This is a genomic window from Sphingobacterium sp. MAE (assembly GCF_056711605.1).
Map to the genome: position 1 here is coordinate 265,561 of NZ_CM160044.1, position 26,654 is coordinate 292,214.

General features: G+C 37.7%; 20 protein-coding genes. 7 read left to right on the top strand and 13 right to left on the bottom strand.

Annotation, left to right across the window (positions count from 1 at the left end; translation table 11 throughout):
- Positions 1-79: 79 nt before the first annotated feature.
- The gene (gene mfd, locus AC06G9_RS01120) at positions 80-3,415 is read right to left on the bottom strand and encodes a transcription-repair coupling factor (protein ID WP_480957395.1); all 3,336 of its coding nucleotides are present in this window, start codon (positions 3,413-3,415) and stop codon (positions 80-82) included.
- 278 nt (positions 3,416-3,693) lie between these two features.
- On the bottom strand, positions 3,694-4,275 hold the full coding sequence (locus AC06G9_RS01125; protein WP_480957396.1) for a hypothetical protein: 582 nt from the start codon (positions 4,273-4,275) through the stop codon (positions 3,694-3,696).
- A gap of 540 nt (positions 4,276-4,815) precedes the next feature.
- On the opposite strand from AC06G9_RS01125, the gene AC06G9_RS01130 reads away from it, so the two are divergent.
- Positions 4,816-6,552, top strand: a complete 1,737-nt coding sequence (locus tag AC06G9_RS01130) for a tetratricopeptide repeat protein (RefSeq protein WP_434440034.1) — start codon at positions 4,816-4,818, stop codon at positions 6,550-6,552.
- A gap of 109 nt (positions 6,553-6,661) precedes the next feature.
- On the opposite strand, the gene galE is transcribed toward AC06G9_RS01130, so the two are convergent.
- The gene (gene galE / locus AC06G9_RS01135) at positions 6,662-7,690 is read right to left on the bottom strand and encodes a UDP-glucose 4-epimerase GalE (protein WP_045752453.1); all 1,029 of its coding nucleotides are present in this window, start codon (positions 7,688-7,690) and stop codon (positions 6,662-6,664) included.
- Positions 7,691-7,909: 219 nt separating this feature from the next.
- On the opposite strand from galE, the gene AC06G9_RS01140 reads away from it, so the two are divergent.
- Positions 7,910-9,154, top strand: coding sequence for a 3-deoxy-D-manno-octulosonic acid transferase (locus AC06G9_RS01140; protein ID WP_248754975.1), 1,245 nt, complete (start codon positions 7,910-7,912; stop codon positions 9,152-9,154).
- Between the two features lie 77 nt (positions 9,155-9,231).
- The gene (locus tag AC06G9_RS01145) at positions 9,232-10,176 is read left to right on the top strand and encodes a hypothetical protein (RefSeq protein WP_480957397.1); all 945 of its coding nucleotides are present in this window, start codon (positions 9,232-9,234) and stop codon (positions 10,174-10,176) included.
- 15 nt (positions 10,177-10,191) lie between these two features.
- Here AC06G9_RS01145 and hemW read toward each other — a convergent pair whose 3' ends face one another.
- Together hemW and AC06G9_RS01155 are read right to left on the bottom strand one after the other, a co-directional pair.
- Positions 10,192-11,334 carry a radical SAM family heme chaperone HemW gene (hemW, locus tag AC06G9_RS01150; RefSeq protein WP_293928500.1) on the bottom strand — a complete coding sequence of 381 codons (1,143 nt, stop codon included), beginning with the start codon at positions 11,332-11,334 and terminating at the stop codon, positions 10,192-10,194.
- Between the two features lie 53 nt (positions 11,335-11,387).
- A complete protein-coding gene (locus AC06G9_RS01155) occupies positions 11,388-12,413 on the bottom strand; it encodes a helix-turn-helix transcriptional regulator (RefSeq protein ID WP_434440042.1) in 1,026 nt (341 codons plus the stop codon).
- A 927-nt stretch (positions 12,414-13,340) separates the two neighbouring features.
- Between AC06G9_RS01155 and AC06G9_RS01160 the strand changes: the two genes are divergently transcribed.
- Positions 13,341-14,435: a slipin family protein gene (locus tag AC06G9_RS01160; RefSeq protein ID WP_045752449.1), complete on the top strand. Its 1,095-nt coding sequence runs from the start codon at positions 13,341-13,343 to the stop codon at positions 14,433-14,435.
- A gap of 170 nt (positions 14,436-14,605) precedes the next feature.
- Positions 14,606-16,027, top strand: a complete 1,422-nt coding sequence (locus AC06G9_RS01165; RefSeq protein ID WP_260947519.1) for an RtcB family protein — start codon at positions 14,606-14,608, stop codon at positions 16,025-16,027.
- 47 nt (positions 16,028-16,074) lie between these two features.
- On the opposite strand, the gene AC06G9_RS01170 is transcribed toward AC06G9_RS01165, so the two are convergent.
- Positions 16,075-17,946, bottom strand: coding sequence for a M1 family metallopeptidase (locus AC06G9_RS01170; protein ID WP_045752448.1), 1,872 nt, complete (start codon positions 17,944-17,946; stop codon positions 16,075-16,077).
- A 131-nt stretch (positions 17,947-18,077) separates the two neighbouring features.
- Here AC06G9_RS01170 and AC06G9_RS01175 point away from each other — a divergent pair, with 131 nt between their 5' ends.
- Positions 18,078-18,938 carry a hypothetical protein gene (locus tag AC06G9_RS01175; protein ID WP_480957398.1) on the top strand — a complete coding sequence of 287 codons (861 nt, stop codon included), beginning with the start codon at positions 18,078-18,080 and terminating at the stop codon, positions 18,936-18,938.
- A 27-nt stretch (positions 18,939-18,965) separates the two neighbouring features.
- Here AC06G9_RS01175 and AC06G9_RS01180 read toward each other — a convergent pair whose 3' ends face one another.
- From AC06G9_RS01180 to AC06G9_RS01210, 7 genes are all read right to left on the bottom strand, one after another.
- Positions 18,966-20,363: a rhodanese-like domain-containing protein gene (locus AC06G9_RS01180; RefSeq protein WP_480957399.1), complete on the bottom strand. Its 1,398-nt coding sequence runs from the start codon at positions 20,361-20,363 to the stop codon at positions 18,966-18,968.
- Between the two features lie 11 nt (positions 20,364-20,374).
- Positions 20,375-21,184, bottom strand: coding sequence for a sulfite exporter TauE/SafE family protein (locus AC06G9_RS01185; protein WP_480957400.1), 810 nt, complete (start codon positions 21,182-21,184; stop codon positions 20,375-20,377).
- A 91-nt stretch (positions 21,185-21,275) separates the two neighbouring features.
- Complete coding sequence (locus tag AC06G9_RS01190) at positions 21,276-21,899, bottom strand: Crp/Fnr family transcriptional regulator (RefSeq protein WP_045752444.1); 624 nt, start codon at positions 21,897-21,899, stop codon at positions 21,276-21,278.
- 9 nt (positions 21,900-21,908) lie between these two features.
- The gene (locus AC06G9_RS01195; RefSeq protein ID WP_480957401.1) at positions 21,909-22,322 is read right to left on the bottom strand and encodes a DUF6691 family protein; all 414 of its coding nucleotides are present in this window, start codon (positions 22,320-22,322) and stop codon (positions 21,909-21,911) included.
- An 8-nt stretch (positions 22,323-22,330) separates the two neighbouring features.
- Entirely contained in the window at positions 22,331-22,885 is a 555-nt protein-coding gene (locus AC06G9_RS01200; RefSeq protein WP_480957402.1) for a YeeE/YedE family protein, read from the bottom strand.
- A 90-nt stretch (positions 22,886-22,975) separates the two neighbouring features.
- Positions 22,976-23,410, bottom strand: a complete 435-nt coding sequence (locus AC06G9_RS01205) for a hypothetical protein (RefSeq protein ID WP_480957403.1) — start codon at positions 23,408-23,410, stop codon at positions 22,976-22,978.
- 78 nt (positions 23,411-23,488) lie between these two features.
- Positions 23,489-24,823, bottom strand: coding sequence for a WG repeat-containing protein (locus AC06G9_RS01210; RefSeq protein WP_480957404.1), 1,335 nt, complete (start codon positions 24,821-24,823; stop codon positions 23,489-23,491).
- Between the two features lie 296 nt (positions 24,824-25,119).
- Between AC06G9_RS01210 and AC06G9_RS01215 the strand changes: the two genes are divergently transcribed.
- Entirely contained in the window at positions 25,120-26,634 is a 1,515-nt protein-coding gene (locus AC06G9_RS01215; protein ID WP_480957405.1) for a sulfatase family protein, read from the top strand.
- Positions 26,635-26,654: the final 20 nt, after the last annotated feature.

Sequence of the window (26,654 nt, forward strand, 5' to 3'; positions counted from 1 at the left end):
ATCTACTTCGAATAAAAAAAGGTTTCTATGATTAAAATAGAAACCTTTTTTTATGATAAACCTGTTGCTGATTTATATGCTAAACCATTTCTTTTAAAAGTTTTAACGCGTAGCTAATGCTATTGACATTACTCAATGCCAATCGCAGTTGCTTTTTGATTTCTTTTAGATTACTGATTTCGGGATGTTGCTGGACAAATGCCAACACTTTTCCAAATTGGTCGGATTCGAAATAAGCTGACTTTGGATTATTGACAAAATAACCTTTAAGCGTATTTTTCTTATAAGATATCTTCTCAAATCCAATCTGTTTTCCAAACCACTGTAAGCGTAAAGTATTAAATAATTCAAAAACTTCATGTGGTATCGGACCAAATCGATCTTCGAGCGATACTGCAAAATCAGTCAATTGATCCTCATTGTCAAGTTTCGATATTTCAGTGTACAGATTATAGCGTTCACTGATATTCGTCACATATTCATCAGGAATCAATACTTCCATATCGGTGTCGATCTGTGTGAATGAAACATATTTATGGTCTTTATCATCAGCAAATACTTCTGAGAATTCATCTTCTTTTAATTCTTGGATCGCTTCATCAAGAATTTTATGATACATTTCAAAACCAATTTCGGCTATAAAACCTGACTGCTCTCCGCCTAATAAATTACCAGACCCACGGATATCCAAATCTCGCATAGCAACATTAAATCCTGCCCCAAGCTCGGAGAATTCTTCAATAGCAGACAGGCGTTTATACGCTTCGGAAGTTAACGTTGATAGAGGTGGACTTAATAGATAACAGAATGATTTTTTATTCGAGCGCCCCACACGTCCACGCATTTGGTGGAGGTCACTCAAACCAAACATGTGCGCATGGTTGATGATGATGGTGTTTGCATTTGGAATATCTAATCCTGCTTCAATGATGGTCGTGGCAACCAAAACATCAAAATCATGATTGATAAATTTCAACATGACATCTTCCAGATCATCACCTTCAAGTTGCCCATGTGCGATGCCGACACGAGCATTGGGCACTAATTTTTGGATCATAGCCCCGAGCTGTTTAAGATCGGCTACACGGTTATGGATGAAGAATACTTGCCCACCACGTTCGAGTTCAAAGGATACTGCTTCTTGTATCAATGTTTCATTGAACACATGTAATTCTGTTTGTACAGGTTGACGATTGGGCGGCGGTGTATTGATTAAACTTAGATCTCGGGCTCCCATTAGGGAGAAGTGTAAAGTACGGGGTATAGGCGTTGCCGTTAATGTCAAAGAATCTACATTGGCACGCAATAGTTTTAATTTCTCTTTTACCGAAACACCAAATTTTTGTTCTTCATCGATAATCATTAATCCCAAATCTTTGAATTTGACATCTTTACTTACCAATCTGTGGGTGCCAATGATGATATCAATTTTGCCTTCGGCTAATTTGGCTAAGGTTTCTTTAATTTGTTTTGCTGTTTTGAATCTATTGATATAATCGATGGTGCAAGGAAGATCTTTAAGACGTTCGGTAAAAGTCCGGAAATGTTGATAGGCAAGAATCGTGGTGGGTACCAGAACCGCAACTTGCTTGCTGTCTGCAACAGCTTTAAATGCTGCACGGATAGCAATTTCTGTTTTTCCGAAACCAACATCACCACAGACGAGTCGATCCATCGGATGTGGCGACTCCATATCGCGCTTGACATCTGCGGTCGCTTTTTCTTGATCTGGTGTATCTTCATAGATAAAGGAAGCTTCTAGCTCATTTTGAAGATAACTGTCGGGGCTAAAGGCAGTCCCTGTTTGTGCTTTACGCTTTGCATAGAGCATGATCAAGTCGCGGGCGATATCTTTGACCTTCTTTTTTGTTGTTTTCTTAAGTTTATCCCATACATCTGTTCCCAGTTTATTCATTTTCGGAATCGAACCTTCTTTTCCTGAATATTTGGAAATCCGATTTAATGAGTTGATATTGACATATAGCAGGTCATTGTCGGCATAGCTCAACCGAATCATCTCTTGAGATTTTCCGTTGACTTCGACTTTTTCTAGACCGGCATATTTGCCGACACCATGATCAATGTGGGTGATGTAGTCCCCTGGTTTGAGATCGCGTAAATCTTTTAAGGTGATTGCTTGGCTTTTTTCGTAGCCTTTTTTACGTTTATACTTATAATACCGATCAAAAACTTGATGGTCGGTATAACAGGCTAATTTGACATTGTCGTCTGTAAATCCTTCGCGAAATCCTTTATGAATAGGGATGAAAGAAACCGTTTTGTCCAGGTCTTCTAAAATTTTATAGATTCTTTCGATCTGTTTCGGGGAATCAGAAAAAATTAAATTTTCAATTTTATTTTTTTCGTTTTCTTTGAAATTATGGATCAGTAGATTGAAATCTTTATTGAACGAGGGCTGCGGATGGATATCAAATTTGATCGTTGTATCGGGCTTATAAAAGAACTGTTTTCCGAACTCTACAATTGGAAAATCAAAGAGCAAGGCATTGAAGTTTTTTTCGTCCGAAAATCCATATGCTGGATTTATCCACTCTGAATTATCTTTCTTCTCTTTCTCAGACAAAGCCTTCCAAAATTCAGTTGCCTTTTTATTCCCATCTTTTATGGTATCCAATGTAAATTGGACATCCTTTACCCAGATCACTGCATCTTTGTCAATATACTCTAATAGGGATATATTTTGTGCTGAAAGAAATTTAGCCTGCACATTTGGAACTATGGTAACTTTATGGATTTTTGCTACCGACAATTGGGATTCAATTTCAAATGTTCTGATACTTTCGATGTCATCTCCAAAGAATTCAATACGATAAGGAAGATCATTGGAAAAGGAGAAGATGTCTACAATTCCACCTCTGATGGCGTATTGCCCGGGTTCGTAAACAAAATCTACGCGATCGAAATCATATTCAAATAGAAATTCATTAATAAAATCGATACTGAGTTTTGATTTTTCAGTTATTTCTAAGGTGTTTTTCTCCAGATCACTTCTGTTAATGACTTTCTCAGCTATTGCTTCGGGATAGGTAACCACCATTTTTGGAAGCTCAGAAGCATGATTTAATACATTTAATGTTTCTGCACGTTGCAGAACGTGTGTCGCATCGAGTTGTGTGAAGTCAAATGGTTTACGGTAAGAAGCCGGAAAAAACAAAACTTGTTTATCCAAGAGACTTTCGAGGTCGCTTAAGAAATAGGAGGCATCTTCATGTGTCGGAAGGATAAAAAGATAGGGACGTTCTTGTAAGGTATAACTCGCTACCGCCATAACGGCATCTGATGAGCCGATAAGACCTTTTAACTGGACTTTTGGATTTTTAGCTTGTATCGCTTTAGTCAAAGTTTGTGTTAGCTCACTTTGACCGTATTTTTCTATAATTTCTTTAATTCCCACGCGTTCACTAATTTGGAATATTGCGAATTTACTTAAAATGATGGCTTCTTACAAAATTAGCTGCTGCTATATGCTGCGAATCTGAAAAATAAATCAAGTAAACGAGCTCGATGTATCAAATTTTGGCTTCTAGTGCTGTGCTATTTTTGAATCAAATTATGTCATATTCTATAACTTAATGGAGATCTGGGATCGAGCTTTTCTCAATTTGAGGTGATCCCGGATGTTTGATGTTTTGATAGTATGTCGATCCCATCTCGGACTTTGCTGTCTAACTTCTATAAATTTGTATTGACATTTAATACTTTTATATAATCCTTTATTGCTGTATTATTGGCTGTATCAAGAATTTCTTGAAAGTGATCTCTATAATCGAATTGATGATCTTCGTGAATCTTTTCGTATTTAGATACAGCATGTTTTATTCTTCCTGCTAAGTACTTTTGAAGTTTATGGGCCGCAGATTGATAGGATAAACCAAACAGACTGGGGTAACCGAGGATGGCTCTTTCTAAAATATAAATGCGGAATTCTACTTCGCTCAATTTATGCTTTGTAATTTTTTCATGCTCGTTGACCATACCACTTGCCTGTTTGACCAATTTACTAAGTCCAATGAAATTACTCATATTTGGCGTGTTGAATATATGAGATGCTCCTATATCAAAAAGTTGTTGGAGTTGTTTTCTCAAATTTTCGATGCGGTCTTCCAAGTCAGACTCATCTTCTAACAATTGGAAATGCAGTTGTTTGATTAACATTTTGTCTTTACTGATCAATCGCAGTAACAACTTATCTTTTTCTTTTAATGGAAGGTTGAGGACAGCCTTTTTTAATTCTGGATCTTGATGAATGGACATGATTTAAAGATAGGGGAAAATTTAGGCTAAAAAAAATCAAAACGGTACCTTCCTTTATTATTTTGGATTTTTGATAGGTGCTCTTTTAGAAAGTAGTACTCTTTAAATCTCTCTTTAATAGGTGATTGTGGTTAGATTGCATTGGCCCAAATCCAATTGCTGATGAAAGTTGATGGGATTAAATTTACGATGATTTTATATTTAGAGTCATTATTCAATCAGACTTTAGGATGTCTAAAGATATGGTCTTGGGAAATCCTGATGTGTCATAAAAAAGAGATTTTTTAAGTCTGTTAATGGGTGTTAAATACTAAAAAATCCGATCCTATAAAATTCAATTTATGTAATTGTTTTTTCCTAGATTTTGTTTAAAAAAGGTATTGCCATAGGCGAAAAAGCAACGTTTTATACTCAAAAAATAATTCATATATATTCGTTCTGTTTTTAACAATTTTTTAATGAAAGTTCCTGATAAACTACATCTAAAAACTACTATATTTGTCGCTAAACATCTACAAGTTTATTAACCTTTTGCTGATTTTGAAACTGTTTAATTTATTCTTCTTTACGGTGATTCTCTTTCAGACAACTTTTGCTGATTCAATCAGAATGGAAGAGTTGTTTTCAAGTAAGAGTAGAATTGAATATTTGATTAAACAAGAGCGAGATTTTGGAAAAGATACAGTTGCTCTCAAGCATTATTTGAATCCAATCTTATCTTATGCTCAAGTGTACAATGACGCTTCCTTACTCATTGTTTATGATTGTATGCTCGCAGATGGGATTGCAAAGGCATATGATGCTCCCAATGATAGAAGCAAAAGTCTCTACCTTTCCGCAATTAAGAGATCAATCCGTAATAAGGATAAAGAGTTAGAGTTTTGGACGAAAGTGAACTACGGTTTTTATCTCTATGATTTCCGAGATATTACAGCTGCGTTTCCTATTTTCTTAGAAGTGCGCAATTTTTTACCGCAAGTTTCTTTAAATAAATCTCCAAATCCCGAGATTTCAATACGAAATATGGCTTATTTTTTCGGTACTATTGGCGATGCTGAAGCGAGTATGATATACTTAAATCTTGCCCGCAAACATGCACATCCAAAGTCAAATGCGATGAGTAGTATTCTTGATGGATTGGGCATGGCTTATTTGAAGCAAGCGGATACGGTGACAGCATTTCGTTATTTTAAAGAGGTGGAGGCACTATCTAAGGAGACGGGCGATTATGTCCGGCTAGGTAAAGCACTAGGTAACCAGGCGGTCATTTACTGGGGGCGAGGTGACTTGAAGAAGGCTGTTGATTTATTATTGGAGGATATTGTTTATTCGGAGCGGTATGGGAGCAAGCAAAATACCATGTATGCTTATATATTGCTAGCAAAGGTATATATTGATGAAGGGAAATTGACAGAAGCGGAAAATGCCATTAATCGTGCTGCTATGTATGCTTCTACAAAAGTATATCTGAAAAGGTCAGAGAAAGAAATTACAGAGGTACGTTTGGCTATTGCAGTGAAGCGACATGATGATCATCGTGAATTGTTGGCAAGACGGAGATTGATTCAGCTCAACGATAGTTTACAGTTATGGAATAGTGATGAGAAATTACAACAGTTAAAGTGGCTTGCTGATAAGCAAAAGTATATCCATCGGATCGAATTGAGTCGCGAGCAATTTGAAAAAGAATTATTTAAAAAAAGGGCATACAGTATCGTTATTGCTCTGCTGTTGGCTTTATCCATCAGCCTTTATTTTTTGTTTACTAGAAAACTTAAAGTACGAAGAGTGATCTATGAAAGACATGTATTGGGCTTGCAAATGGAAAAGTATCTTTCGGATCAGAAATTAATGGAGGCCAATAATAACTTATCTTCCTTTACCGTTTACCTCAGAGAAAAGAATGAATATATTGCTAATCTAAAGGAGGAGATCGAACGGGTGAATCAAACCTCTTTTTCTGCCATTGAGCATGAAAGGGGTCAGCTACAGGCGTTATTGGAATCGCATTTAATGACTGAGGATAAGTGGAACTTATTTAAGGAAGCTTTTATTAAAGAATACCCGCATTTTTATAATGATCTGTTAAGGCAATATCCTGAACTGACGGAGTCAAATTTAAGATTTATTTTTTTAGGCAAACTGGGTTTAAAAAATACGGAGATTTCGAATATATTGGGTGTAACAGAAGATGCTGTCAAAAAGGCTAAACAAAGATTGAAAAAGAAAATCGGGGAAGAACGATATACGATGCTGTCTACAAATTTGAAATTATAATTTGCGATTTTTTCACGACAACTAAAGGTCTGTTTCTTAGGGCTAGATGCTTACTTTAATCTATTGAATAAATAAGAGCTAACTTTCATGTTAGCTCTTATTTATTCGATTAAACGATCGGGTTTTCCTTGAGGTATTTTTCCCATTTCCAAGCACTGTCCATCATCTCAAAAATGCCTAACTGTGCTGTCCAATGTAATTCATTGGTTGATTTGGTGGCATCACCATATACTTTTACGATATCTCCTTCACGGCGCGGACCAACTTCGTAGTTTAGTTTTTGTCCTGAAGCTTCTTCAAAAGCTTTTATTGCTTCTAACACGGAATATCCTTTACCTGTTCCCACGTTAAAAACGTCATATTTTCCTTTTGGATTACCTTTTTCTAATAATTTAATTGCAGCAACGTGTGCTTTCGCCAAGTCAACAACGTGAATAAAGTCGCGTACACAGAAACCATCTTTAGTATCAAAGTCATTTCCAAATACGGTTAATTTTTCACGCTTACCGATGGCGGTTTGCGTAATGAAAGGAAGTAGGTTTTGTGGAACTCCTAGGGGCAATTCTCCAATTAATGCAGATTCGTGTGCTCCAACTGGATTGAAGTAGCGTAACGCAATAATATTAAAATTGTCATAGGCATGGGCCGTTTCTTCCAAAATTTCTTCTGCAATTTGTTTGGTATTGCCGTAGGGTGAGGCTGCTTTTTTGATTGGAGCTGCTTCATCAACAGGAAGGTAATCGGGTTCACCATATACTGTACAACTTGAAGAAAATACAAAGTTGACTGTTTTTTGACGGTATGCCTCTAATATGTTGATCAGAGAAAAGAAGTTATTGCGGTAATATTTTAAAGGATTTTGAACAGATTCTCCAACAGCTTTTGATGCCGCAAAGTGGATAATACCGCTGATGTCTGTATTATTCTTAACAAATTCTAAGACTTTTGCCTCATCACATAGGTCAAATTGGTGAAATTCAGGTTTTACGCCGATTATTTTTTCAATTTGATCTAACATTTTGATGCTAGAATTAGATAAGTTGTCAATGATAACCGGTGTATATCCTGCGTTATGCAATTCAACAACTGTATGCGAACCAATATATCCTGTTCCGCCTGTTACAAGTATTTTGCTCATTGTTTATAATTATAATATGTAAAGTCTTTATGTTCTTATTTTTTGATTGGCAAAGATTGATGGTCGATAATCCTGTCTAATACGATCACACAGGGTGAAAGTCAAGAGATCTTGCAGCTCCGGTATTAAAATTGGGTTGCGTATCTTATTTTCCACTTATTTTCAACAATTAGAAAAGGGTTTAATATCTTTGACGAATATAAGTATTATTTTACGAACATGCGTCTTCTTTATTCTTTAGGAATCCATCTTTATGGGCTTTTATTACGCTTAATAGCGCCTTTTCATCCCAAGGCTAAGCTTTGGGTAGATGGTCGTAAGGATTGGTATGCGCGCATAAATCAAACGGTTGAAACGGGTCAAAATCACATCTGGTTTCACTTTGCCTCCCTAGGGGAATTTGAACAGGGGCGGGCCGTTTTGGAAGGTATAAAAAAAGATTATCCATTAAAAAAAATTGTGATTACTTTTTATTCTCCCTCAGGTTATGAGGTTAGAAAGAATACCAATTTAGCCGATTATGTTTTTTATCTCCCTGAGGATACAGCAAAAAATGCCAAGCAGTTTATAGATCTCATTCATCCAGAATTTGTGGTTTTTACAAAATATGAATATTGGCATTATTATTTTTCTGAACTGAAAAATAGAGATATTCCGCTATTCATGATTTCTGCCATATTCAGACCGAATCAAATTTTCTTTCAACCTTATGGTGGTTTTTTTAGAGAAATCCTCCTGTCGGTCACTTATTTTTTCATGCAAAATGAAGAAAGTGTCCATCTATTAAAAGAGCATGGATTTCGAAATGTTGGGCTTACGGGTGATACGAGATTTGATCGTGTGGTGGAATTGCCCAAGCAGCAGAAAAGTGTGATGGAGGTCGGTCAATTTGTTGGTGAATCTCCTGTTTTGGTGGCAGGAAGTACATGGCTGGAGGATGAAAAGCTTTTAAAGGACCTCATGCTGCAGTTTCCTGACTGGAAATTGATCTTAGCTCCGCATGAAATCCATGAAGCGCATATCGACGCTATTTTATTATTATTTCCCGATGCACTTAGATTCTCAAATTTTGCGCAGCATACTTGTCAAAAAGTCGCGAATGCGCGCGTGTTGATCATTGATAATATAGGCATGCTCTCTTCTTTGTATGGCTATGGAAGTATCAGCTATATTGGTGGCGGATTTGGGGTGGGGATTCATAATACATTGGAAGCGGCGACGTATGGTATACCGGTTATATTTGGCCCAAAATATCATAAGTTTCAGGAAGCTAAGGATTTGATCGAGCAGGGAGCTGGTTTTTCTATTCAAGATGCTGATAAACTCCATTTGATCTTTACTTGTTTACAGGATCAGACTAAGCGCGACTACGCTGGTCAACAGGCAAAATGTTATGTTCAACAGCATGCTGGTGCGACGGCAATTATTCTGAAATATTTGAGAACCAAAAAGTTGCTTATATGAGGGGGCTGAAAATTTTCGTTACGCTCATTTTGTCTTGCTGCTTTTTATTTTCTAAAGGGCAAAATAAATTGTACTATATGATGACTGCGGACAGTAGTCTTGTAGGGGTGCGCAATGAAAAGGGGACAATTATTATTCCTCCAATCCACCATGTATATCATGATTTTGATTTAAATGTACCGATCGATGATCCCTTTATCGAATTTATCGGGGTTGTTGGAGATGAAGAAGATGCAGATAATCCAGCTTTTGCGGTTTCGACGGTATATGACAGAAAAGGCAATATATTGTATTACCCTCAGTTTTTTGATAATGGATCTGACTATTGGTCTGAAGGTCTGAGACGTTATGTGGAGAAGGGGAAAATTGGTTTTGTCAATTTTTTAGGGGATAAGATTTCTCCTGCAGATTGGGGTTTTGCACTGCCGTTTAATTACGGTTACGCTACTGTATATGCCGGTAAGATGAAAAAACAATATGATGCCGGTGGTGAACATTGGTTTGTAGTACCTGCTGAGGACGGTGTAAATGAATCCCTCATCAATAAGCATGGTGTACGGGTAGAGCCGTTACAGATACGACAGGATCCTAAAGACTATTTTTATAATGGCGCGTACTATCCCAATCCGTTTCAATATAATAACGACGAATTGCTGATTTTAAAGAAGTTGGACCAATTTGAAAAAGCAATTACATTTTTGTTTAAACTTAGTTCTTCTCCATATGAATATAAGCCTTTGCAGCTGGAAATAGTTGAAAAACCAAATCGATATTTTCCTTATTACGTGATAGGTGCATATGAGGAACAACGTCGATTGGATGATTACGATATTCTTTTTGATGAAAAATCGGATGATTTTTATATCAGCCAATGGGATTCTAGAAGGGAGCTTGTTCCGTTGAATGAAGGTTTGATTTCAAGTATTGGAGAAAATCTACAGCGCAGAAAGGACGATATCAAGCTAGAGACTCGAAAATTAGCAGAACAGGAGCTGTTGAAGTTACAAACCAATGGCAAGTAACTGCTCATAATATTGTTATTCATATTGATAATTTTCATCAATAATAAATAGCTCAGACATAATGTGATCGGCCATTAGTTTGCCCGTGTCGCTAAGGGTAAGCCGGTTGTCCACTTGAGTTAATTGCTTATTATAAATGAATGCTTCGGAGTTTATCAATAGTTGTTTTTTGACCTCTGCTCCAAATTTGTCTTCCACTAAGGCAAGATTGATACCCCACATGGTGCGCAGTGAGGTCATGGTGTATTCGTTAATGCGATCAAGTAAAGATAATTGTTCAGTTTCTAACGGTAGCTTATCTTGTGCCATATCATGGATGTATTTGGCATTGTTCGCGATATTCCATGAGCGTGATGTACCATTGAATGAATGTGCAGATGGACCAATACCTAAGTAATGTTTTCCTTTCCAGTAGTTGGTATTATGCTTGGCATACATACCATCTTTAGCAAAATTGGATATTTCATATTGCTCAAATCCTGCTGTTTTCAACTGGTCGATCAGCATCAGCATTTGATCGGCAGCTTGATCACTATCTATGGCCGGCGCTTTTCCTGTTTTGATCATATGATCAAGTGCTGTTTTCTTTTCTACGGTCATCGAGTAGGATGAGATGTGCGGAATCTGAAAATCCAATAGCTTCTGCATGTTGGTTTTCCACTTTTCGTCGGTTAATAATGGAAATCCATAGATCAGATCGCAGGTGATGTTTTCAAATCCGGCATCTTGTACGCGCATAATACAAGATTCGGCTTCTTTTTGGTTATGCGCTCTGTTCATCCATCTTAGATCTTCTTCAAAAAAAGATTGAATACCGATGCTAAAGCGGTTAATTTCTGTTTGACGGAGTTTTGCTACTTTTTCCCGGTTGAGATCGTCCGGGTTGGCTTCTAAGGTAATCTCTACTTGCGAGTCGATCTCAAAATGTTTTGACACTTTGTCGATCAGCCTAGCGATATCTTCGGGTTCTAATATAGAGGGGGTACCTCCACCAAAATAAATGGACTGGATGTTTTTATCTTCCAGATAATCGGCTCTAAGTTCGACTTCCTTGTATAGCATGTTGAGCATTTCATCTTTGTATTTCAGTGAGGTGCTAAAATGAAAGTCGCAGTAATGACAGGCTTGCTTACAGAATGGAATGTGAAAGTAGATCATGGGTCTGTTTTATTTGAAGGCAAAGGTAAAGGAAAATCCAGAGTTAAATGGATTTATTCTGTTTCTTTGCTGTACTGCTGTAGATTTTTACTGATTCTCTTTTTTATTCGGTCGCGTAGATTTCTTGGGGCAATGACTTCTATATTTTCTCCAAATCCCAAAATTTCTCTTTCCAGCTCAAAGTTTAAGACGACATCAAGACGAATCATGATACTGCCATCATCATGTTTGTTGATGATCTGCTGAGAGCTATGTAATGGCTTGGTCTCTACATAGGGGGCATTGAAGCTGTCAATTTTTAAGATTACTTTTTGTCCACGGTCTTTTTGACTTTTTGTAACCCCAATGGTGTCGGCAAAGTAGCGATCGAAATCGATGCCTTCGTAAGGTATAAAACCATGTTTTGCCATTTCATCAATATCAACTATACGGTCCAGAGCAAGCGTAATTAAGAGATTTCCTTTCTTAGGTTTGCAGATTAAGAACCAACGATTGCGGTATTCTTTTAGCAGATATGGGTAGTATACGTCTTGTATAGGCGCGAGTGACTTAAAGGATTTGTAGGTGATGAGTAAAGGAATTTCTTCGAGTATAGCGTGATGAAGTATGCTGATCCAGTTTAAACCCTTTAAGAGTTTGTTACTTTCCATTTGTACGACAGGCTTTTGAGCTCCTTCCGATTGAATGAGGCTATTTTCTAAACGTAAGATCATATCACTCATTTCGTCAAAATAAGAGAAACCATTGAGATGCTTGAGTAAGTCTACGGCTTCTTTCATTTTCTTCATATCTAAGGAGGTGATGGGTGAATTGCTGATGCTGTATGTAGGATCACTATAGCTGTAAAATTTTCGATCTGTCACAATAATCGGGGCATTGTATCCTAACTTATTACTCCGCATGACTTGTATATCTCCTTGAATCGTTCTTTTGCTGATGCCATTATGGATACCCTCAAGCTCATAAAGGGCATTGGAGACTTTTTCTATAAGATCTTCTAAGGTCCATTTGCGATGACGTTGACATAAGCAGTTGTCAATGGTTTTGTAGCGAATTAATGCAAGTTTATTGGTGGACATGCTGTTTTTGATATTATGGTATGAAGTTAAAGATACAGAATTCAAATTTGCTGCGCAATGTATTTGCGCACAAAGTGTTTTTGATCGGATTTATTTAATTTTTATTAAATTAATGTAATTGATTATCAGTTTGATGTGTTGTTGTTGATTGATTTTTTTAAATTCTTTTTTACTGCGCAGACAGATTGCGTGGTGGGGCTTGCATATTTGTAATGTCGATCAAGACAAATAGTTCTTTGAATAAATAAGCGATTAGCTTTTTAAGATATATACCTGAAAGGGTATATGGCGTAGTGCATGATTTAAGAGTCCTGGTCTCCTGTTTCTGTATAGCAGGGTAGTGTTGCTTCAGTTGAAAGTAATATGCTGACTTTAAGAAAATCACTATTGTCAAATGTTGGGGTCGTAGGTTCGAATCCTACCTCCGTCCTGGACGGAGTAACTCAGGAGGTAGAGTACAGCAAAATGGTGGGTTCGAGTCCCACGCACATCTCAAAAGTGTGTCCATCGGTTGGAGGAACGAAAGTTCCATGTTCAAGTTTAGACTTTCTTTAAAAAAGTCTCCACTTCGTAAGCGCTTCGTCTCTCGTTTGGTCTTTTCTTTTTATTAAAGATGAGACAATTGAATCGGGCCTTTGTAGTATAAAGTAGGTGCTAAAAGCAACCATAGGGTTGAGGATATTGCAATCCTTAAATGAATACACGAATGGGGTGTATATTCTTTAAGGATGAGGTGTCATCATTTTATTTTTCTTTTAGGCCCCTTTTATATTCCGGTCATATTCAATAGACAGGAATCGAAGCGTTTATAAATAATAGGATCATCTTTTTGATCGCGGAAAAATGTATTTAGAACAATAGTATATTCTGATCAAGCGCAGTGTTTTGTACTGGGTATGGAAGAGTAGAATAAAAAATTAAAATAAGATGAAAAGAGTAACTATAGATATCAATCAATTGGGATTAGTTGTTAAAAACAATCGGTATACCCGCGTATTGCCTGCTGGAAAATACTGGATAGGTTTTGGTGAAAAACTAGAATTATATGATTTGTCGAAGCCTTTTCCAGGAAGCTTGGATGTTGATGTATTGATGCAGCTTACCGGTTTTTCGGACCATGTAGCATTGGTGGAAGTTGCCGATCATGAGATCTGTCTAGTTTTTGTCAATAACAACTATAAGCAGGTACTAGCAGCAGGCAGACATTTTTTCTGGAAGGGGTTATTAACTTATCATTTCCAAAAGGAGGATATCACGGATATAGAAATAGGTGAGGGAGTGCACAAACAATTGTTGGAGAAGCAGACGCTGGCTTACTATATACGACAGTTTAAGTTAGAGCCTTCGGAGAGAGGGCTGCTATTTCTTGATGGAGTTTTTTCAAAGATATTGAATGCGGGTACCTACTACTGGTGGAAAAATGCGACATCAATCAGTATTTCAAAAGTGGATACAAGATTGACGACTATGGATATTGCTGGTCAAGAAATTTTGACTAAAGATAAGGCGCAGATTAGGATTAATTTTTCGATACAGTACCAAGTTGTGGATGTGCTGAAAGCAATGCTTGAAAATAAAGATTTTGAGAAGCAGTTGTATATGTTGATGCAATTAGCGTTGCGTTCTTACATAGGTCGAATGACTTTGGATGAGCTGATGGATAATAAGTCGGCCATCAATGCACATGTGCTGGAGGATACTGCCTCGCAGATTGAATTACTGGGGGTAAAGGTGTTTCATGCCGGTGTTAAAGACATCATCTTGCCAGGAGATATCCGGGAGATTATGAATCAGGTGCTGGTCGCGGAGAAAAAAGCTCAGGCAAATATCATCACGCGGCGTGAAGAAACGGCTTCTACAAGAAGCTTGTTGAATACGGCTAAATTGATGGAGGATAATGCGATGTTGTTTAAATTGAAAGAGATGGAATATGTGGAGAAGATAGCTGAAAAAATAAACAATATATCGGTTTCCGGTAATGGTCAGATCGTGGACCAGCTGAAGCAGTTGTTCGTGAAATAATACATCTACCGCTTTACCTTAAAACTGAATCGGTAGATAGACATAAAGAGGCGCAAGGGATAGCGATAAAGAGGTGCTGTTCCTTGCTTAAGGAAAAATAATAACCGATGTAAAGATAGATCAAATCTGTAAGATGCGGTTTAAACGGAACATCATTGATGAATAGTATCATGGAAAATAAAAGAATAAATGGCAATGATTTAATTGCTTTGGGATATGAAGAGAATTTTGCTTTAGGGGAAGCGTTGAAAATTAATAAGAAGAGATTGGGGTTTACCCGAGAGGAGATGTTGTTGAAGTTTGCGGAAGTACTGGCTGCTCCAGAAATGTATATGGAGGATGAAGTATTTAAACCGCTGGCGCAAGCTCTTTTAAATGTTGATGAAGTGGCTAAAGCTACGATTTCTTTAAAAGAGGGGAAGCAAGACTACAGCATCTATGGTGAGTCTCAGATTGAAGAGGGCGCATTGCGCCAAATGGATCTGGCGATGAAACTTCCTGTTGCAGTGGCGGGGGCATTAATGCCGGATGCGCACCAAGGATATGGTTTGCCAATCGGTGGGGTATTGGCGACTCATCATGCGGTCATTCCTTATGGTGTGGGTGTTGATATCGGTTGTCGAATGGCACTGTCTATTTTTGATGTCCCCGAAGAGCATCTGTATGCGCATCATGATTTTTATAAGAAGGTGATTATGGATCATACCAAATTTGGTGCTGGACATGGTTACTTGAAACATGAACGTGCCGATCATGCTGTGCTAGCGAGTAAGGCTTTTGAAACGAATGATTTTATTCGCCAATTAAAGGATAAGGCCTGGACACAATTAGGTTCTTCTGGTGGAGGAAATCACTTTGTTGAATTTGGGGTGATGGAGTTTAAGGAGGCAGATGCGGAGCTTGGTATGGAGAAAGGACGATATGTTGCTTTATTGACTCATTCGGGATCTAGGGGATTGGGCGCCACTATTGCCGATCATTATACTAAACTGGCTAAAAAGCTTTGTCCTTTGCCTTACGAGGCTCAAAATTTGGCTTATATGGGACTTGATACAGCGGAAGGTCAAGAATATTGGTTAGCGATGAACCTTGCGGGGGACTATGCTTCGGCGTGTCATGAAGTCATTCACGAGAAAATCAGTAAGGCTTTAGGTGCTGAACGATTGGCGATGGTTGAAAATCATCATAATTTTGCATGGAAAGAGTTGTGGAAAGGGGAGGAGGTCATCGTACATCGTAAAGGTGCAACTCCTGCAGGTAAAGGGGTGCTGGGTATCATTCCTGGATCGATGGCAACTCCTGGTTTCTTAGTCCGAGGAAAAGGTAAGGAAGAGGCTATTCAATCGGCTTCACATGGCGCGGGTCGATTGATGAGCCGCACGAAAGCTATAAAAACGATAGCACGTAAAGATTTGAAATCCATGTTGTCAGATCATCGTATCACATTGATCGGTGCTGGACTGGATGAGGCCCCAATGGCTTATAAAAATATTCACGAGGTGATGGCTGCGCAAGAAGATCTGGTGGATATTATCGCTAGTTTCTCACCCAAAATTGTGCGTATGGCTGATGATGGAAGCCGCGAGGATTGATGTTAAAGCAAAGAGGCTGGTTTATTGACCAGCCTCTTGTTGTTATGTTATTTCTTTTCCCAGGTATTATCGCTGGATTCGACATCTGCTAAGCGCAATGATGGATCTATAATCACTTTTGCAGGTTTTTTTGTTAGATTGACCTGATAGGATGGTTGTGTCCAGTTCCAGTCTTCCAATGTTGTTCTTTTAATACCTTCGTAAATTTTGAAGTTTTCTGCTGGTTTTTCGCCTCTCATTTCACGTAGTGGGATATAGAAAAGTTCTTTTGTGCCATCTTCATAGGTTACTAATAAGTCAATAGGCATGGCAAAGTCGGATTTGTTCTGTAATGTAATTTCTTTATCGCTAACCGTTTTGATGGCATAGTCAATCTTACGAGTAGTGTTGATAAAGAGGTTGAAGTACCATTTTAGATTGATTCCTGATATATTTTCAGCAATTCTTTTAAAATCATTTGGCGTTGGATGTTTAAATTTCCATTGTTTATAAAATTCTAAGAATGTCTTGTCCAGATTGTCTTTTCCAATGATATAGCCCAATTGTACGGCTAGTACCTGTCCTTTATTGTAAGCTTCATTACTGTAGGCATAGTTGGTATTGTAGTAATCGGCAAGCAGGCTGGCAGGTTCTTCTTTTCCCGACAGGGCTAGTTTGTAGTACGCACGATAAGCATCTATGGAAGGGTTAGCTTCAATGGCTCCTCGTTTTTCAAATAAGTTTTGCATCGCAAGTTCTTCTACATAAGAAGTGAACCCTTCATCAAACCACTCGTCTACGGTCTCATTGATGCCGAATAAGTGTTGATACCAAGAGTGCGCGGCTTCGTGGAAAATAACACCTACTAGGCTTTTTAAATTGCGACCTCCAGTGACCAATGTTGCCGTACCGTATTCCATTCCGCCATCACCTCCTTGGATAATGGTATAAGTGGGCCATGGATAGGCTCCAAATGTTTTGGCATTGAAATCGAAAAATTCTGTTGCTAGTCCTAAAGCTGTTTTCCAGTTTGTTTTAACGGAGTCACTTTCTGGAATATATACCGTGTATACATGAATGCCCTGTTTGCTGCTGGCTGAGTCAACGACAAATTTGGGGTCTGCAGCCCAAACAAAATCATGGATATTTTTAGCAATATAATGCCATTGGACTTTATTATCTTTTGCTCTGATTTTTGGTTTTGCTACATATCCTTTTACTTCTGTTGGATTTTGCAATACGCCGGATGCACCTAGGATATAATTTTTATTGATATTAACGGTGACGTCAAAGTTGCCAAATGGAGCTATAAATTCGCGACCGATATATTCATCAAGGTGCCATCCGAATTCATCAAAATGCGCCATTTTTGGATACCATTGTGCCATCGAAAGTGCGACTCCTTCTTTCGAATTGCGACCAGATCTTCTAATTTGCTCTGGTACCTGTGCCTCCCAAGTCATATCAAAGGTGGCCGTTTCGCCATCTTCGATTTCATTAGGTAAGGTAACTTCTAAAATAGTACCGTCGACTTTGTAACTGGTATTGTTACCGTTTATTGTTAATGACTTTATCTTTTGATAACCAATTTGTTTTGGGGTCAGGGTTGCAATTCGACTCTGGTATTTTGGTTTTTCCTTTGTGCCGATATTGGTGGCCATTCTTTTATCTGGATCTGCGATGTTGGAAAGTCTATTGTCCATCATCGAACCCGGCTGAAAGGCATTGAAATACAAATGGAAATACACTTTTTTGAGTGATTGTCCTGAATTATTGCTGTATTTCAGTTGCATGTCTCCGTCATATTGATATGTTTTTTCGTTGACATCAATATTCATTTTATAATCTACGGCCTGTTGCCAATAGCCTTTTCGTTGCGCTGTTGTTGTTTGGATCAGGAATAGTCCTAAGATTAATGTATAAAGGTATTTCAAATTCATGGTTCAAACATACAAAATTCATTAGGAATATGGGGAAGGGAGGTGCAGCCTGTTTTGTAATATTTGTTTGATATAAGGTTGTTTTTATTTATTCCAATTGTTATTTTAGGTCTAGATCTAATTAAACTTGTATGGAAGAAACTTATTATAAATCTTCGGGGAAGGCTCCAATCGGAGGTGTACTGTTTGCTATTATTGCGGGAGTGTGTGCATCTGTTATTTTAGCCATCGTATATATTGCTTTGCAGTGGTTTATACCAATTGTATATTTTAACTTTTTGATCACATTTGGTTTAGCTTATGGCTTATTTTACGTCTTGGACGTTTTGTTAAAAATCGGAAAAGTTAGAAATAGGGGTATTGCACTACTATTTACTTTCATCTGCACTTTGGTTGCGTATTATGCCCAATGGTGCTTATTTGTCTCCTTAATGTTTAATGCTGAAGGTACAATGGGAGGGGACATGTGGTTGAAGTCTTCTTTTAATCTGGATGGTTTTTTATATTTCCTATTTCACCCAATGGATACATTTAGTGGAATTCAAGAATTAAATGCTGTTGGTACTTTTTCTCTTAAGAAAAGTGTGGTGAGTGGTTGGCCTTTATGGATCTTGTGGGGTATTGAGGCTGTGACTATTATTGTCTACCCTCTTGTCTTAGCTTGGTCGGGTAAAACAACTGAACCTTTTTCTGAAAGGGGGAATGAATGGATGCAAAAAAGGGAACTTGAGAAACAGATCGCATATATAGCAGATAAGCAGGCACTGGAGCATAATTTAGGGAAAAAGGATTTTACAGATCTACAGACCTATCTGGAGGCTGATGAATTGGGTGCTGAGTTTGCAACAGTCACGATTTATGAATCTGATGCTGATAATTATCAATATATTTCGGTTGTTAATCATCGACTGGAAACCAATAAAAAGGGAGATATTGTCGATAAGAAAACGGATGTACTGCGGTATTTTAAAATTCCGGAGCGTAGTCTTTAAAATAGAAAAGCGGATTAATCCGCTTTTCTATTTTATTAGGGTACCATTTTTCTCGACCCATTCTTTCATCCCTGGACTATAATTTTTGATATTTTTGATCCCGGCTCTGCCAAGTAGTGACATGGCTATGGTCGCACGGTCACCGGACTGACAATGTAGATACAGTTGTTTACTTTGATCTATCTGATCTAAATTTTCCAGCAGTGTTCCAACAAAGACATGGGTTGCATGGGGAAGGTGCCCTGCCTGATATTCACTTTCATTTCGAACATCTAAAATTTGTGCATTGGGATTGTTTAATGCTGCATTCATCTCATTGAAATCAATGATTTCCTGTTGATCAAGTTTGATACCAACTGTTTGTATCGATTGAGGTGTAATATAGCCAATGGCTTGATCAAGACCTATACGCATCAATTTGCGGGTGACATCTTCTAATTGATCTTTTGCTACAATAAGAATAAATGGTTTATGATAATCTAAAATCCAGCCTGCCCAATTGCTGAAAGCTTTATTATTCTGGATATTGATGCTATTGGGTATGAATCCTTGTGCAAATTCTTGTTTGTTGCGGGTATCAATGATGGTTACATCATTTTTATGATGCAATATCAATTCTGTTGCGTCTAGTTCTTTGTAAGTAGGTACTGATGTTAGCAATGGTCGCTTGATTTTGTTAAGCTTTTTCATCATCGCAAAATATTTTGGAGGCTCTGGTTGTCCACTTAGAAGCTCCTCCGTAAATGCTTTTTCATCATTTCCATATTTTAAAGCCCAGTTTCTTATCTTTTCATATCCAACAGTTGAACTTGGAACTGCCCCTAGGGCTTTTCCACAGGCAGATCCTGCACCATGTGCCGGCCACACTTGTACATAGTCTGGAAGCTGGTTAAAGATTTTTAATGATTCAAACATTTGATGTGCTCCGATTTCTTTTGTTCCGATCAGTCCGGCAGCATTTTCTAATAAATCTGGACGTCCAATATCACCTACAAATACAAAATCTCCTGTAAACAACATGACGGGCGCGTCTGTCGCAGGTGTGTCTGTTAATAGGAAACTGATACTTTCAGGGGTATGACCTGGTGTATGTAAAACTTTAAATATCAGATTTCCAATTTTTATTTCATCCTGATGTTTTAAGCCCACGTGATCAAAATCATACTGCCAGTCTGCTCCCCCTTCGTCAGAAAGATAGAGCTGTGCGCCTGTTAAAGCGGCTAATTCTAATGAGCCGGATAGATAATCGGCATGAATATGGGTCTCTGCAATATGCGTTATCTTTAAGTTGTTTTTTTCGGCTATAGCTAAGTACGTGTCTACATCTCTTTTAGGATCGATCACAATTGCTACTCCTTTTGCTTGACAGCCGATGAGATAACTTGCATGTGCTAATGAAGATTCGAAAATGTGTTGAAAAAACATAATTTATTCCTTTATAAATTTATAAATTGATTGATTTCTATACTGGCTATGATTAAACCTATTGCTCCAAGAAAATATCCAAATCCTACTTTTAATTTTTCGGATTTTAATTTTGTTTTTAATTGGATTCCAATCATCAATCCTATTAGTGTGATTCCTGTAAAGATAATTAATATTGTCCAATTGATTTGATTCAGCTGTTTGAAATTGCTCAACAGACCAAAGGCTGTATTGATGGCAATAATAAATAGAGAGGCTGCGGTGGCTTGTTTAATGGTATTGCCTAACAAAAGTATAAGAGCTGGAACAATGATAAAACCTCCACCTGCACCTACTAATCCTGTTAATATACCAATCAAAAAACCAAAGGATATCATCAACGCGGTGTTATTTCTGGAGGTTTTAATTTGATGTTGATCATCGCGTTTTTTGATCATCGCTAATGCTGATGCAATCATGATGATCGCGAACAGGGTCATGATGATCTGATCTTTATGAATCATCATCTCATAAATTTGAAAATGATCAGGAATACGAGGAAGGATGTATTGCTTGGCCATATAAACAGATATGAATGATGGTAGAATAAAAAATAAACTCATTTTGAGATCGATCTCTTTTTTTTGTAAGTGAGAAATTGATCCAATGATCGATATTGTACTAATCGTAAATAAAGAATAGTCTAATGCTTGTGCTGGTGCCAGATGAAATAGATAGACAAATATAGGTAGTGTTAATATACTGCCACCACTTCCCATAATACCCATTGAGAGGCCTACTGCAATTGCTAAAATATATCCAAAAATAAGTGATAACTCCATGATTAATTGTTTGTTTATCAAAGGTAACGTCTTAAAAAAGGATGAAAGGTAACATAGGTTACCTTCGATATTTTAAGCATTGAAATGACAATTAAATTAGATTGATGTTATTTCTATTTAAAAGGATTTTTCCTTGGTTTTCTAGTGATTTTAAAATTCGGGATACGACCACACGAGATGTATTGAGGTCATTGGCAATGACCTGATGGGTGATCTCTATCTTTTGTGATTTGCTAATGGATGCCTTTTCTTTCAAATAGTTCATGATGCGAACGTCCATCTGTGAGAAGGCAATATTATCGACTGTAGTTAACAGCTCATTGAGTCGATCGGAATAGCTTTCTAGGATAAAATTGCGCCAAGTTTTATAGGTTCCCATCCAGCTATCGAGGTACTGATTGGGAATCATCGCGACGGTGGTATCGACATCGGCAATGGCGCGGATTTCGCTTTTTTTTGAGCCTACACAGCAGGCTATAGATAGGGCACAGGTATCGCCTTTCTCTAAAAAATATAACAACAGTTCGCCCTCCTTTTTATCTTCTCGAATGATTTTAATGACTCCATCTAAGAGGAGGGGCATAAATTTAATGTATTGACCAATGTCAATAATGATTTCTCCTGCTTTGAACTGTTTAATGACAGAGACTTGTTCAATCTCTGCAATCAATTCTTTTTCAAAACTTCCTAAAAATGCTTGCTGAACTGTTGTCATATGCTGATATTAATGTGGTAACTTATGACGGACTAGGCCGTAAAGCCATGTTCCGATTAGAGCAAAGATAAGCACAATCCCTAATGTCCAATATCCAGCACCTAGGAGCGAAAACATAGGCCCGGGACAAGCTCCTGTCAAAGCCCAGCCTAACCCAAAGATGGTACCTCCAAGTAGGTAGCGTGTAATGCTTTTCTTTTTATCGACAAATTGAATTGGAAGGTCATTATTATCTTTTATGTTCTTCCTTTTTATGACTTGAACAATGAGGATGGCAGTTGTTAATGCAGTTCCTATAATTCCATACATGTGAAAGGATCTAAACTGGAACATTTCATATATGCGGTACCATGATGCTGCCTCCGACTTGTATAGGATGATGCCAAATAATATTCCGATTAATATAAATTTTAACTGTTTCATAGCTATGTTTAAAAGATGAGAGGGAAAATAAAATGAATCATGATGATCCCGCCGATAAAGAATCCGATCACAGCAATTAATGAGGGTAATTGGAAATTACTAAGTCCAGATATGGCATGTCCCGAAGAGCATCCTCCAGCATATCGTGTTCCAAATCCGATCAATAATCCGCCAATACTCAGCAATAAGAATTGGAAAAGAGTACCATCAAATAGAAATAGACTGTCGGGCATATAGCCCTGAAGTTTGTCAATAATACCTAATGCTTGTAGGTCTGCTATGCTATCTTGGTTTATAGCAGGTGGAGCGCCATCACTGAGATAGAAGCGTGCTATAAAGCCGCCTATTATAGTGCCTAATACAACTAATAAATTCCAAATTTGTGCTTTCCAGTTAAATCTGAAAAATGAACTCGTTTTGCCTGCTCCGGCAATTGAACACATCGTTCTTAAGTTATTGGACATGCCAAAATCTTTACCTTGCTTGAGCAATAGGAACATGATAAGTGCAATCAAAGGACCTGATATATACCAGGGCCAGGGTTTTTGAATTATTTCCAGCATAATGATCTTTCTAATGTGATACAAAGTAAAGCAACAAAAAAGAGAAATAGTGTAACCTGAGTTACACTATTTCTCTTTTTTAATTGTTGACTACATATCGTAATATTCTATTTCATTGTCTTTTAGCGTTTGGCAGAGACTTTTGAGATCATCTTCAGATTCGAACAGCTTGTTGCGCCAGGCTCTAATATGACTGCCTGATTTTAATTTTATAATGATCAAATTGCCTCCTGATCTTCTTAGATTGCGCACATAGTCAATGGCGTCCAATGCGATCGTTTGACTGGAACTGCTGTTTTCCATTATTAATTCACCATTATAAATGGTCCAAATGGAATGTTGTTTGGAGCATTTTACAGCGATGAAAAGGACCAAGGGCAATGAAAATAAAGAGCCCATTATTTTCACGACTTCTGATAAAGGGAGTCTTGATACGATGTAAACAAGCATCAACACAAACAGCATCATGAGCAACATATATCTTCCTCGATGTAATGTTGCGATTTTAAAGCTCAATTTTTCCATGTTGTGATTTTGCTACAAATAAACAGAAACCTCTGCTAAAACAAAAATGAGACAGCTACAGGTCTCACTTTAGTATTTTTACTCACTGTCCATTTTTTGGACAAACTTACCTTTGCTATCGATATAGAAAAAATCTTCCCCATTTTCGGAAACTAAGGAGAGTCCTGCATCAAATGGGGCAGCATATATGTATTTTGACGGGATGACCTGCTTTCCTTTTGTATCTATAAATCCATATTTTTCTGATCGCATAGTGAGCCATAAATTTTCTCCGCCATTGGACAAGAAATCATATGCTTCGCTTATTTTCTTTCCTTGTTGATCAATTAAATAGTATTTATCTTGCTCTGAGATCACAGCAGTATTGGCTGAAAATTCGTGGATGAGTTCAAATTTGATTGGAATAATAATCTTTCCACTGCTGTCAATGACGCCAGATCCTTGGTCTGTAGTGACTACAGCATGACCGTTTTCAAATTCCCGTGCATAAGTGTAGGTTGCGGGAATCACTACTTGTGCTTGGATATTCATGTAGCCATATCGATCATTTTTCGAAAATAGAAATAGTCCATCTTCAGTACGTGCTAAATGTTCATACTGACAGGGAATAATTTCTTTGCCGTCATTGTTGATAAGTCCATAGTGATTGCTTCCGTCGGCTACGACTGCGTAGCCTGCTATAAAGGAATTGATTAAACTATATTTTGCAGGAGTTATTGCATTGCCAATCGTGTCTGCTACTCCAATAAGTTCGGTGTCTTCATCGTAATAAGACTGCCTGTTTTCTCCTAGCTCTGTCGTCTCAAATGTGAAAGCTTCTTCCTCAACTTGTTCAAAATCTTGGGGTACTTCAAATAGGGCAGGGTTGACCACCGATGCTGTCACATGGATGGCTTTCATTTCCATTTCATAAGCTGAAATGGACAGTGCTGCTCCTGGTATTTTCTCTAAGTAGGTGTATTCTCCCCAATACATTTTTGGCAGTGCTGTGGTATACCAGACTTCAATAAATGGTTTTTCGTCTTCTGTTCCAATCGGGATCTTAATAATTGCTTTTTTACAGGCATATCCAGCGATTGATTTGGAGGCATTGGCGATGAATTCAATTTGAAAATCTTCGGGAGAAATTACGGCATCTTCTGTCGTAAGTCCTTGCTCATAATAGTTTTTATTGCTGTAATCTAATATGTATGCGATCTGCTTCTTAAAATCAGAGATTTGGACACTTGTATCTATAAATTTGTTTTCTATTCTTAAATAATCTTTAGTCAGATAAATATCTGCGACAGACTCTGCTTCTGTTGTGCTGTCAATATTTAAACCAAATTGGATTTTGAACATTTTCTCTTGTGCAGAAGAGCTGCTGACAAGAACAAATAAAAGAATAAGCGCTTTGAAGATTTTTATTTTCATTTTTAAGTAACTAATTTCTTGCGAAATTATGTTTTTTAATGTTCTTTTCTACTATTAAATTTGAGTCTGTTTGTTTATGATGTTTACGACGATCGTTTTTAACCTATTAATGGGATATAAGCGGGTAAATAGCTAGTGAAAAATTAAAGTAATAGCGAAAATGACGAATGGTTTATGAGAACTATTTTGCTCAATAAAAGAAATAATAAGCAAATAGATTGAATGAGATTATGATTGCATACAAACTGAATTTTATCTAAGTTTGAGATTCAATCAAACCAATCCTCTTATATCCCATGAAAAAAACAGCTTTGTTAATTGGTCTATTGGCCATAATTAGTCCCTTTGCAGCGGTCATGGGGCAACAGGATAAACCGAATGTGCTGTTGATCTATGTGGATGATCTGGGCTATGGCGATCTTGGTAGTTATGGTGCGGATAAAATCAAGACACCGCATTTGGATGCTTTGGCTGCTGAGGGTATTCGGTTTACAAATGGGCATGCGACTGCTGCGACTTGTACGCCGTCTCGATATTCCTTAATGACGGGCAACTATCCATTTCGTCAGTCCGGAACTGGTATTCTGCCTGGCGATGCCAAATTAATCATTCCTCAAGATCGGATTACTTTGCCCAAGGTCTTTAAAAAGGCGGGATATCAAACTGCTGTGATAGGAAAATGGCATTTGGGCCTGGGAGATGAAGTGGATAAGGATTGGAATGGTACTATAAAACCAGGGCCTTTGGAAGTCGGCTATGATTATTCTTTTATTTTCCCCGCTACGGCAGATCGTGTGCCAACTGTATTTTTGGAAAATCATCGTGTACTTGGTGTAGACAAAAATGATCCGATCATGGTTTCTTATCATCAAAAGGTGGGTGATGAACCTACAGGCAAGGAGCATCCTGAATTGTTGAAAATGAAAAATTCATTGAATCATGGTCATGATCATACTATTGTGAATGGTATTGGTAGAATTGGATGGATGTCGGGAGGAAAAGAGGCAAAATGGGTAGATGAAGAGCTTACGTTGACTTTTGCTGATAAAGCAATTCGTTTTATTCAAGATCATTATCAACAACCTTTTTTCTTAACTTATAATGCTACTGAACCTCATGTACCGCGTATGCCTGCTACCATGTTTAAAGGTAAAAGTGGACTGGGATATCGGGGGGATGCGATTCTGCAACTTGATTATACGGTTGGACAATTGGTCAAAACGCTAAAAGACAACCATGTTTATGAAAATACTATTATTATTTTTTCAAGTGATAATGGTCCGGTGCTAGATGATGGCTATGAGGATGGTGCGGTTGCACAACTGAATGGACATAATCCATTTGGCCCTTATAGTGGGGGAAAATATTCGTCGTTTGAGGCTGGAACTCGTGTGCCATTTATCATTACATGGCCAAAAATTATCAAGAAGGGTATTACGTCTGATGCCCTTATTTGTCAAGTGGATTTATTGAGTAGTTTTGCTTCTTTTTTGAATGTCAAGTATGCTCGGGGAGAGGCTATCGATAGTGAAAATCACTGGAAGAGTTTGATCGGGAGGGATCAGGTTGGTCGAGCTTATTTGATCAAATCTGCGGGCGCATTAAGTGTTTTGAAGGGTCATTATAAATTTATCAAAGCGAGTAAAGGAGCGAAAAAAAATAACCTTGTGAATATTGAACTTGGGAATGATGATGTGGATCAATTATATGACCTGAATGTTGACAAGGGTGAAAGGACAAATATTGCTGATCGAAATCCTGAAAAAGTTGCTGAATTGAAACTGATCCTGGATCGGGAGATGGGTAAATAATTGCGAGGCAATAATTTGAT

Bases quoted from the DNA above. Each gene is read 5' to 3' on its own strand.
- AC06G9_RS01125 (WP_480957396.1), bottom strand. From the start codon at position 4,275: ATGTCCATTCATCAAGATCCAGAATTAAAAAAGGCTGTCCTCAACCTT.
- galE (WP_045752453.1), bottom strand. From the start codon at position 7,690: ATGAGCAAAATACTTGTAACAGGCGGAACAGGATATATTGGTTCGCAT.
- AC06G9_RS01140 (WP_248754975.1), top strand. From the start codon at position 7,910: ATGCGTCTTCTTTATTCTTTAGGAATCCATCTTTATGGGCTTTTATTA.
- AC06G9_RS01145 (WP_480957397.1), top strand. From the start codon at position 9,232: ATGATGACTGCGGACAGTAGTCTTGTAGGGGTGCGCAATGAAAAGGGG.
- hemW (WP_293928500.1), bottom strand. From the start codon at position 11,334: ATGATCTACTTTCACATTCCATTCTGTAAGCAAGCCTGTCATTACTGC.
- AC06G9_RS01155 (WP_434440042.1), bottom strand. From the start codon at position 12,413: ATGTCCACCAATAAACTTGCATTAATTCGCTACAAAACCATTGACAAC.
- AC06G9_RS01160 (WP_045752449.1), top strand. From the start codon at position 13,341: ATGAAAAGAGTAACTATAGATATCAATCAATTGGGATTAGTTGTTAAA.
- AC06G9_RS01165 (WP_260947519.1), top strand. From the start codon at position 14,606: ATGGAAAATAAAAGAATAAATGGCAATGATTTAATTGCTTTGGGATAT.
- AC06G9_RS01170 (WP_045752448.1), bottom strand. From the start codon at position 17,946: ATGAATTTGAAATACCTTTATACATTAATCTTAGGACTATTCCTGATC.
- AC06G9_RS01175 (WP_480957398.1), top strand. From the start codon at position 18,078: ATGGAAGAAACTTATTATAAATCTTCGGGGAAGGCTCCAATCGGAGGT.
- AC06G9_RS01180 (WP_480957399.1), bottom strand. From the start codon at position 20,363: ATGTTTTTTCAACACATTTTCGAATCTTCATTAGCACATGCAAGTTAT.
- AC06G9_RS01185 (WP_480957400.1), bottom strand. From the start codon at position 21,184: ATGGAGTTATCACTTATTTTTGGATATATTTTAGCAATTGCAGTAGGC.
- AC06G9_RS01190 (WP_045752444.1), bottom strand. From the start codon at position 21,899: ATGACAACAGTTCAGCAAGCATTTTTAGGAAGTTTTGAAAAAGAATTG.
- AC06G9_RS01195 (WP_480957401.1), bottom strand. From the start codon at position 22,322: ATGAAACAGTTAAAATTTATATTAATCGGAATATTATTTGGCATCATC.
- AC06G9_RS01200 (WP_480957402.1), bottom strand. From the start codon at position 22,885: ATGCTGGAAATAATTCAAAAACCCTGGCCCTGGTATATATCAGGTCCT.
- AC06G9_RS01205 (WP_480957403.1), bottom strand. From the start codon at position 23,410: ATGGAAAAATTGAGCTTTAAAATCGCAACATTACATCGAGGAAGATAT.
- AC06G9_RS01210 (WP_480957404.1), bottom strand. From the start codon at position 24,823: ATGAAAATAAAAATCTTCAAAGCGCTTATTCTTTTATTTGTTCTTGTC.
- AC06G9_RS01215 (WP_480957405.1), top strand. From the start codon at position 25,120: ATGAAAAAAACAGCTTTGTTAATTGGTCTATTGGCCATAATTAGTCCC.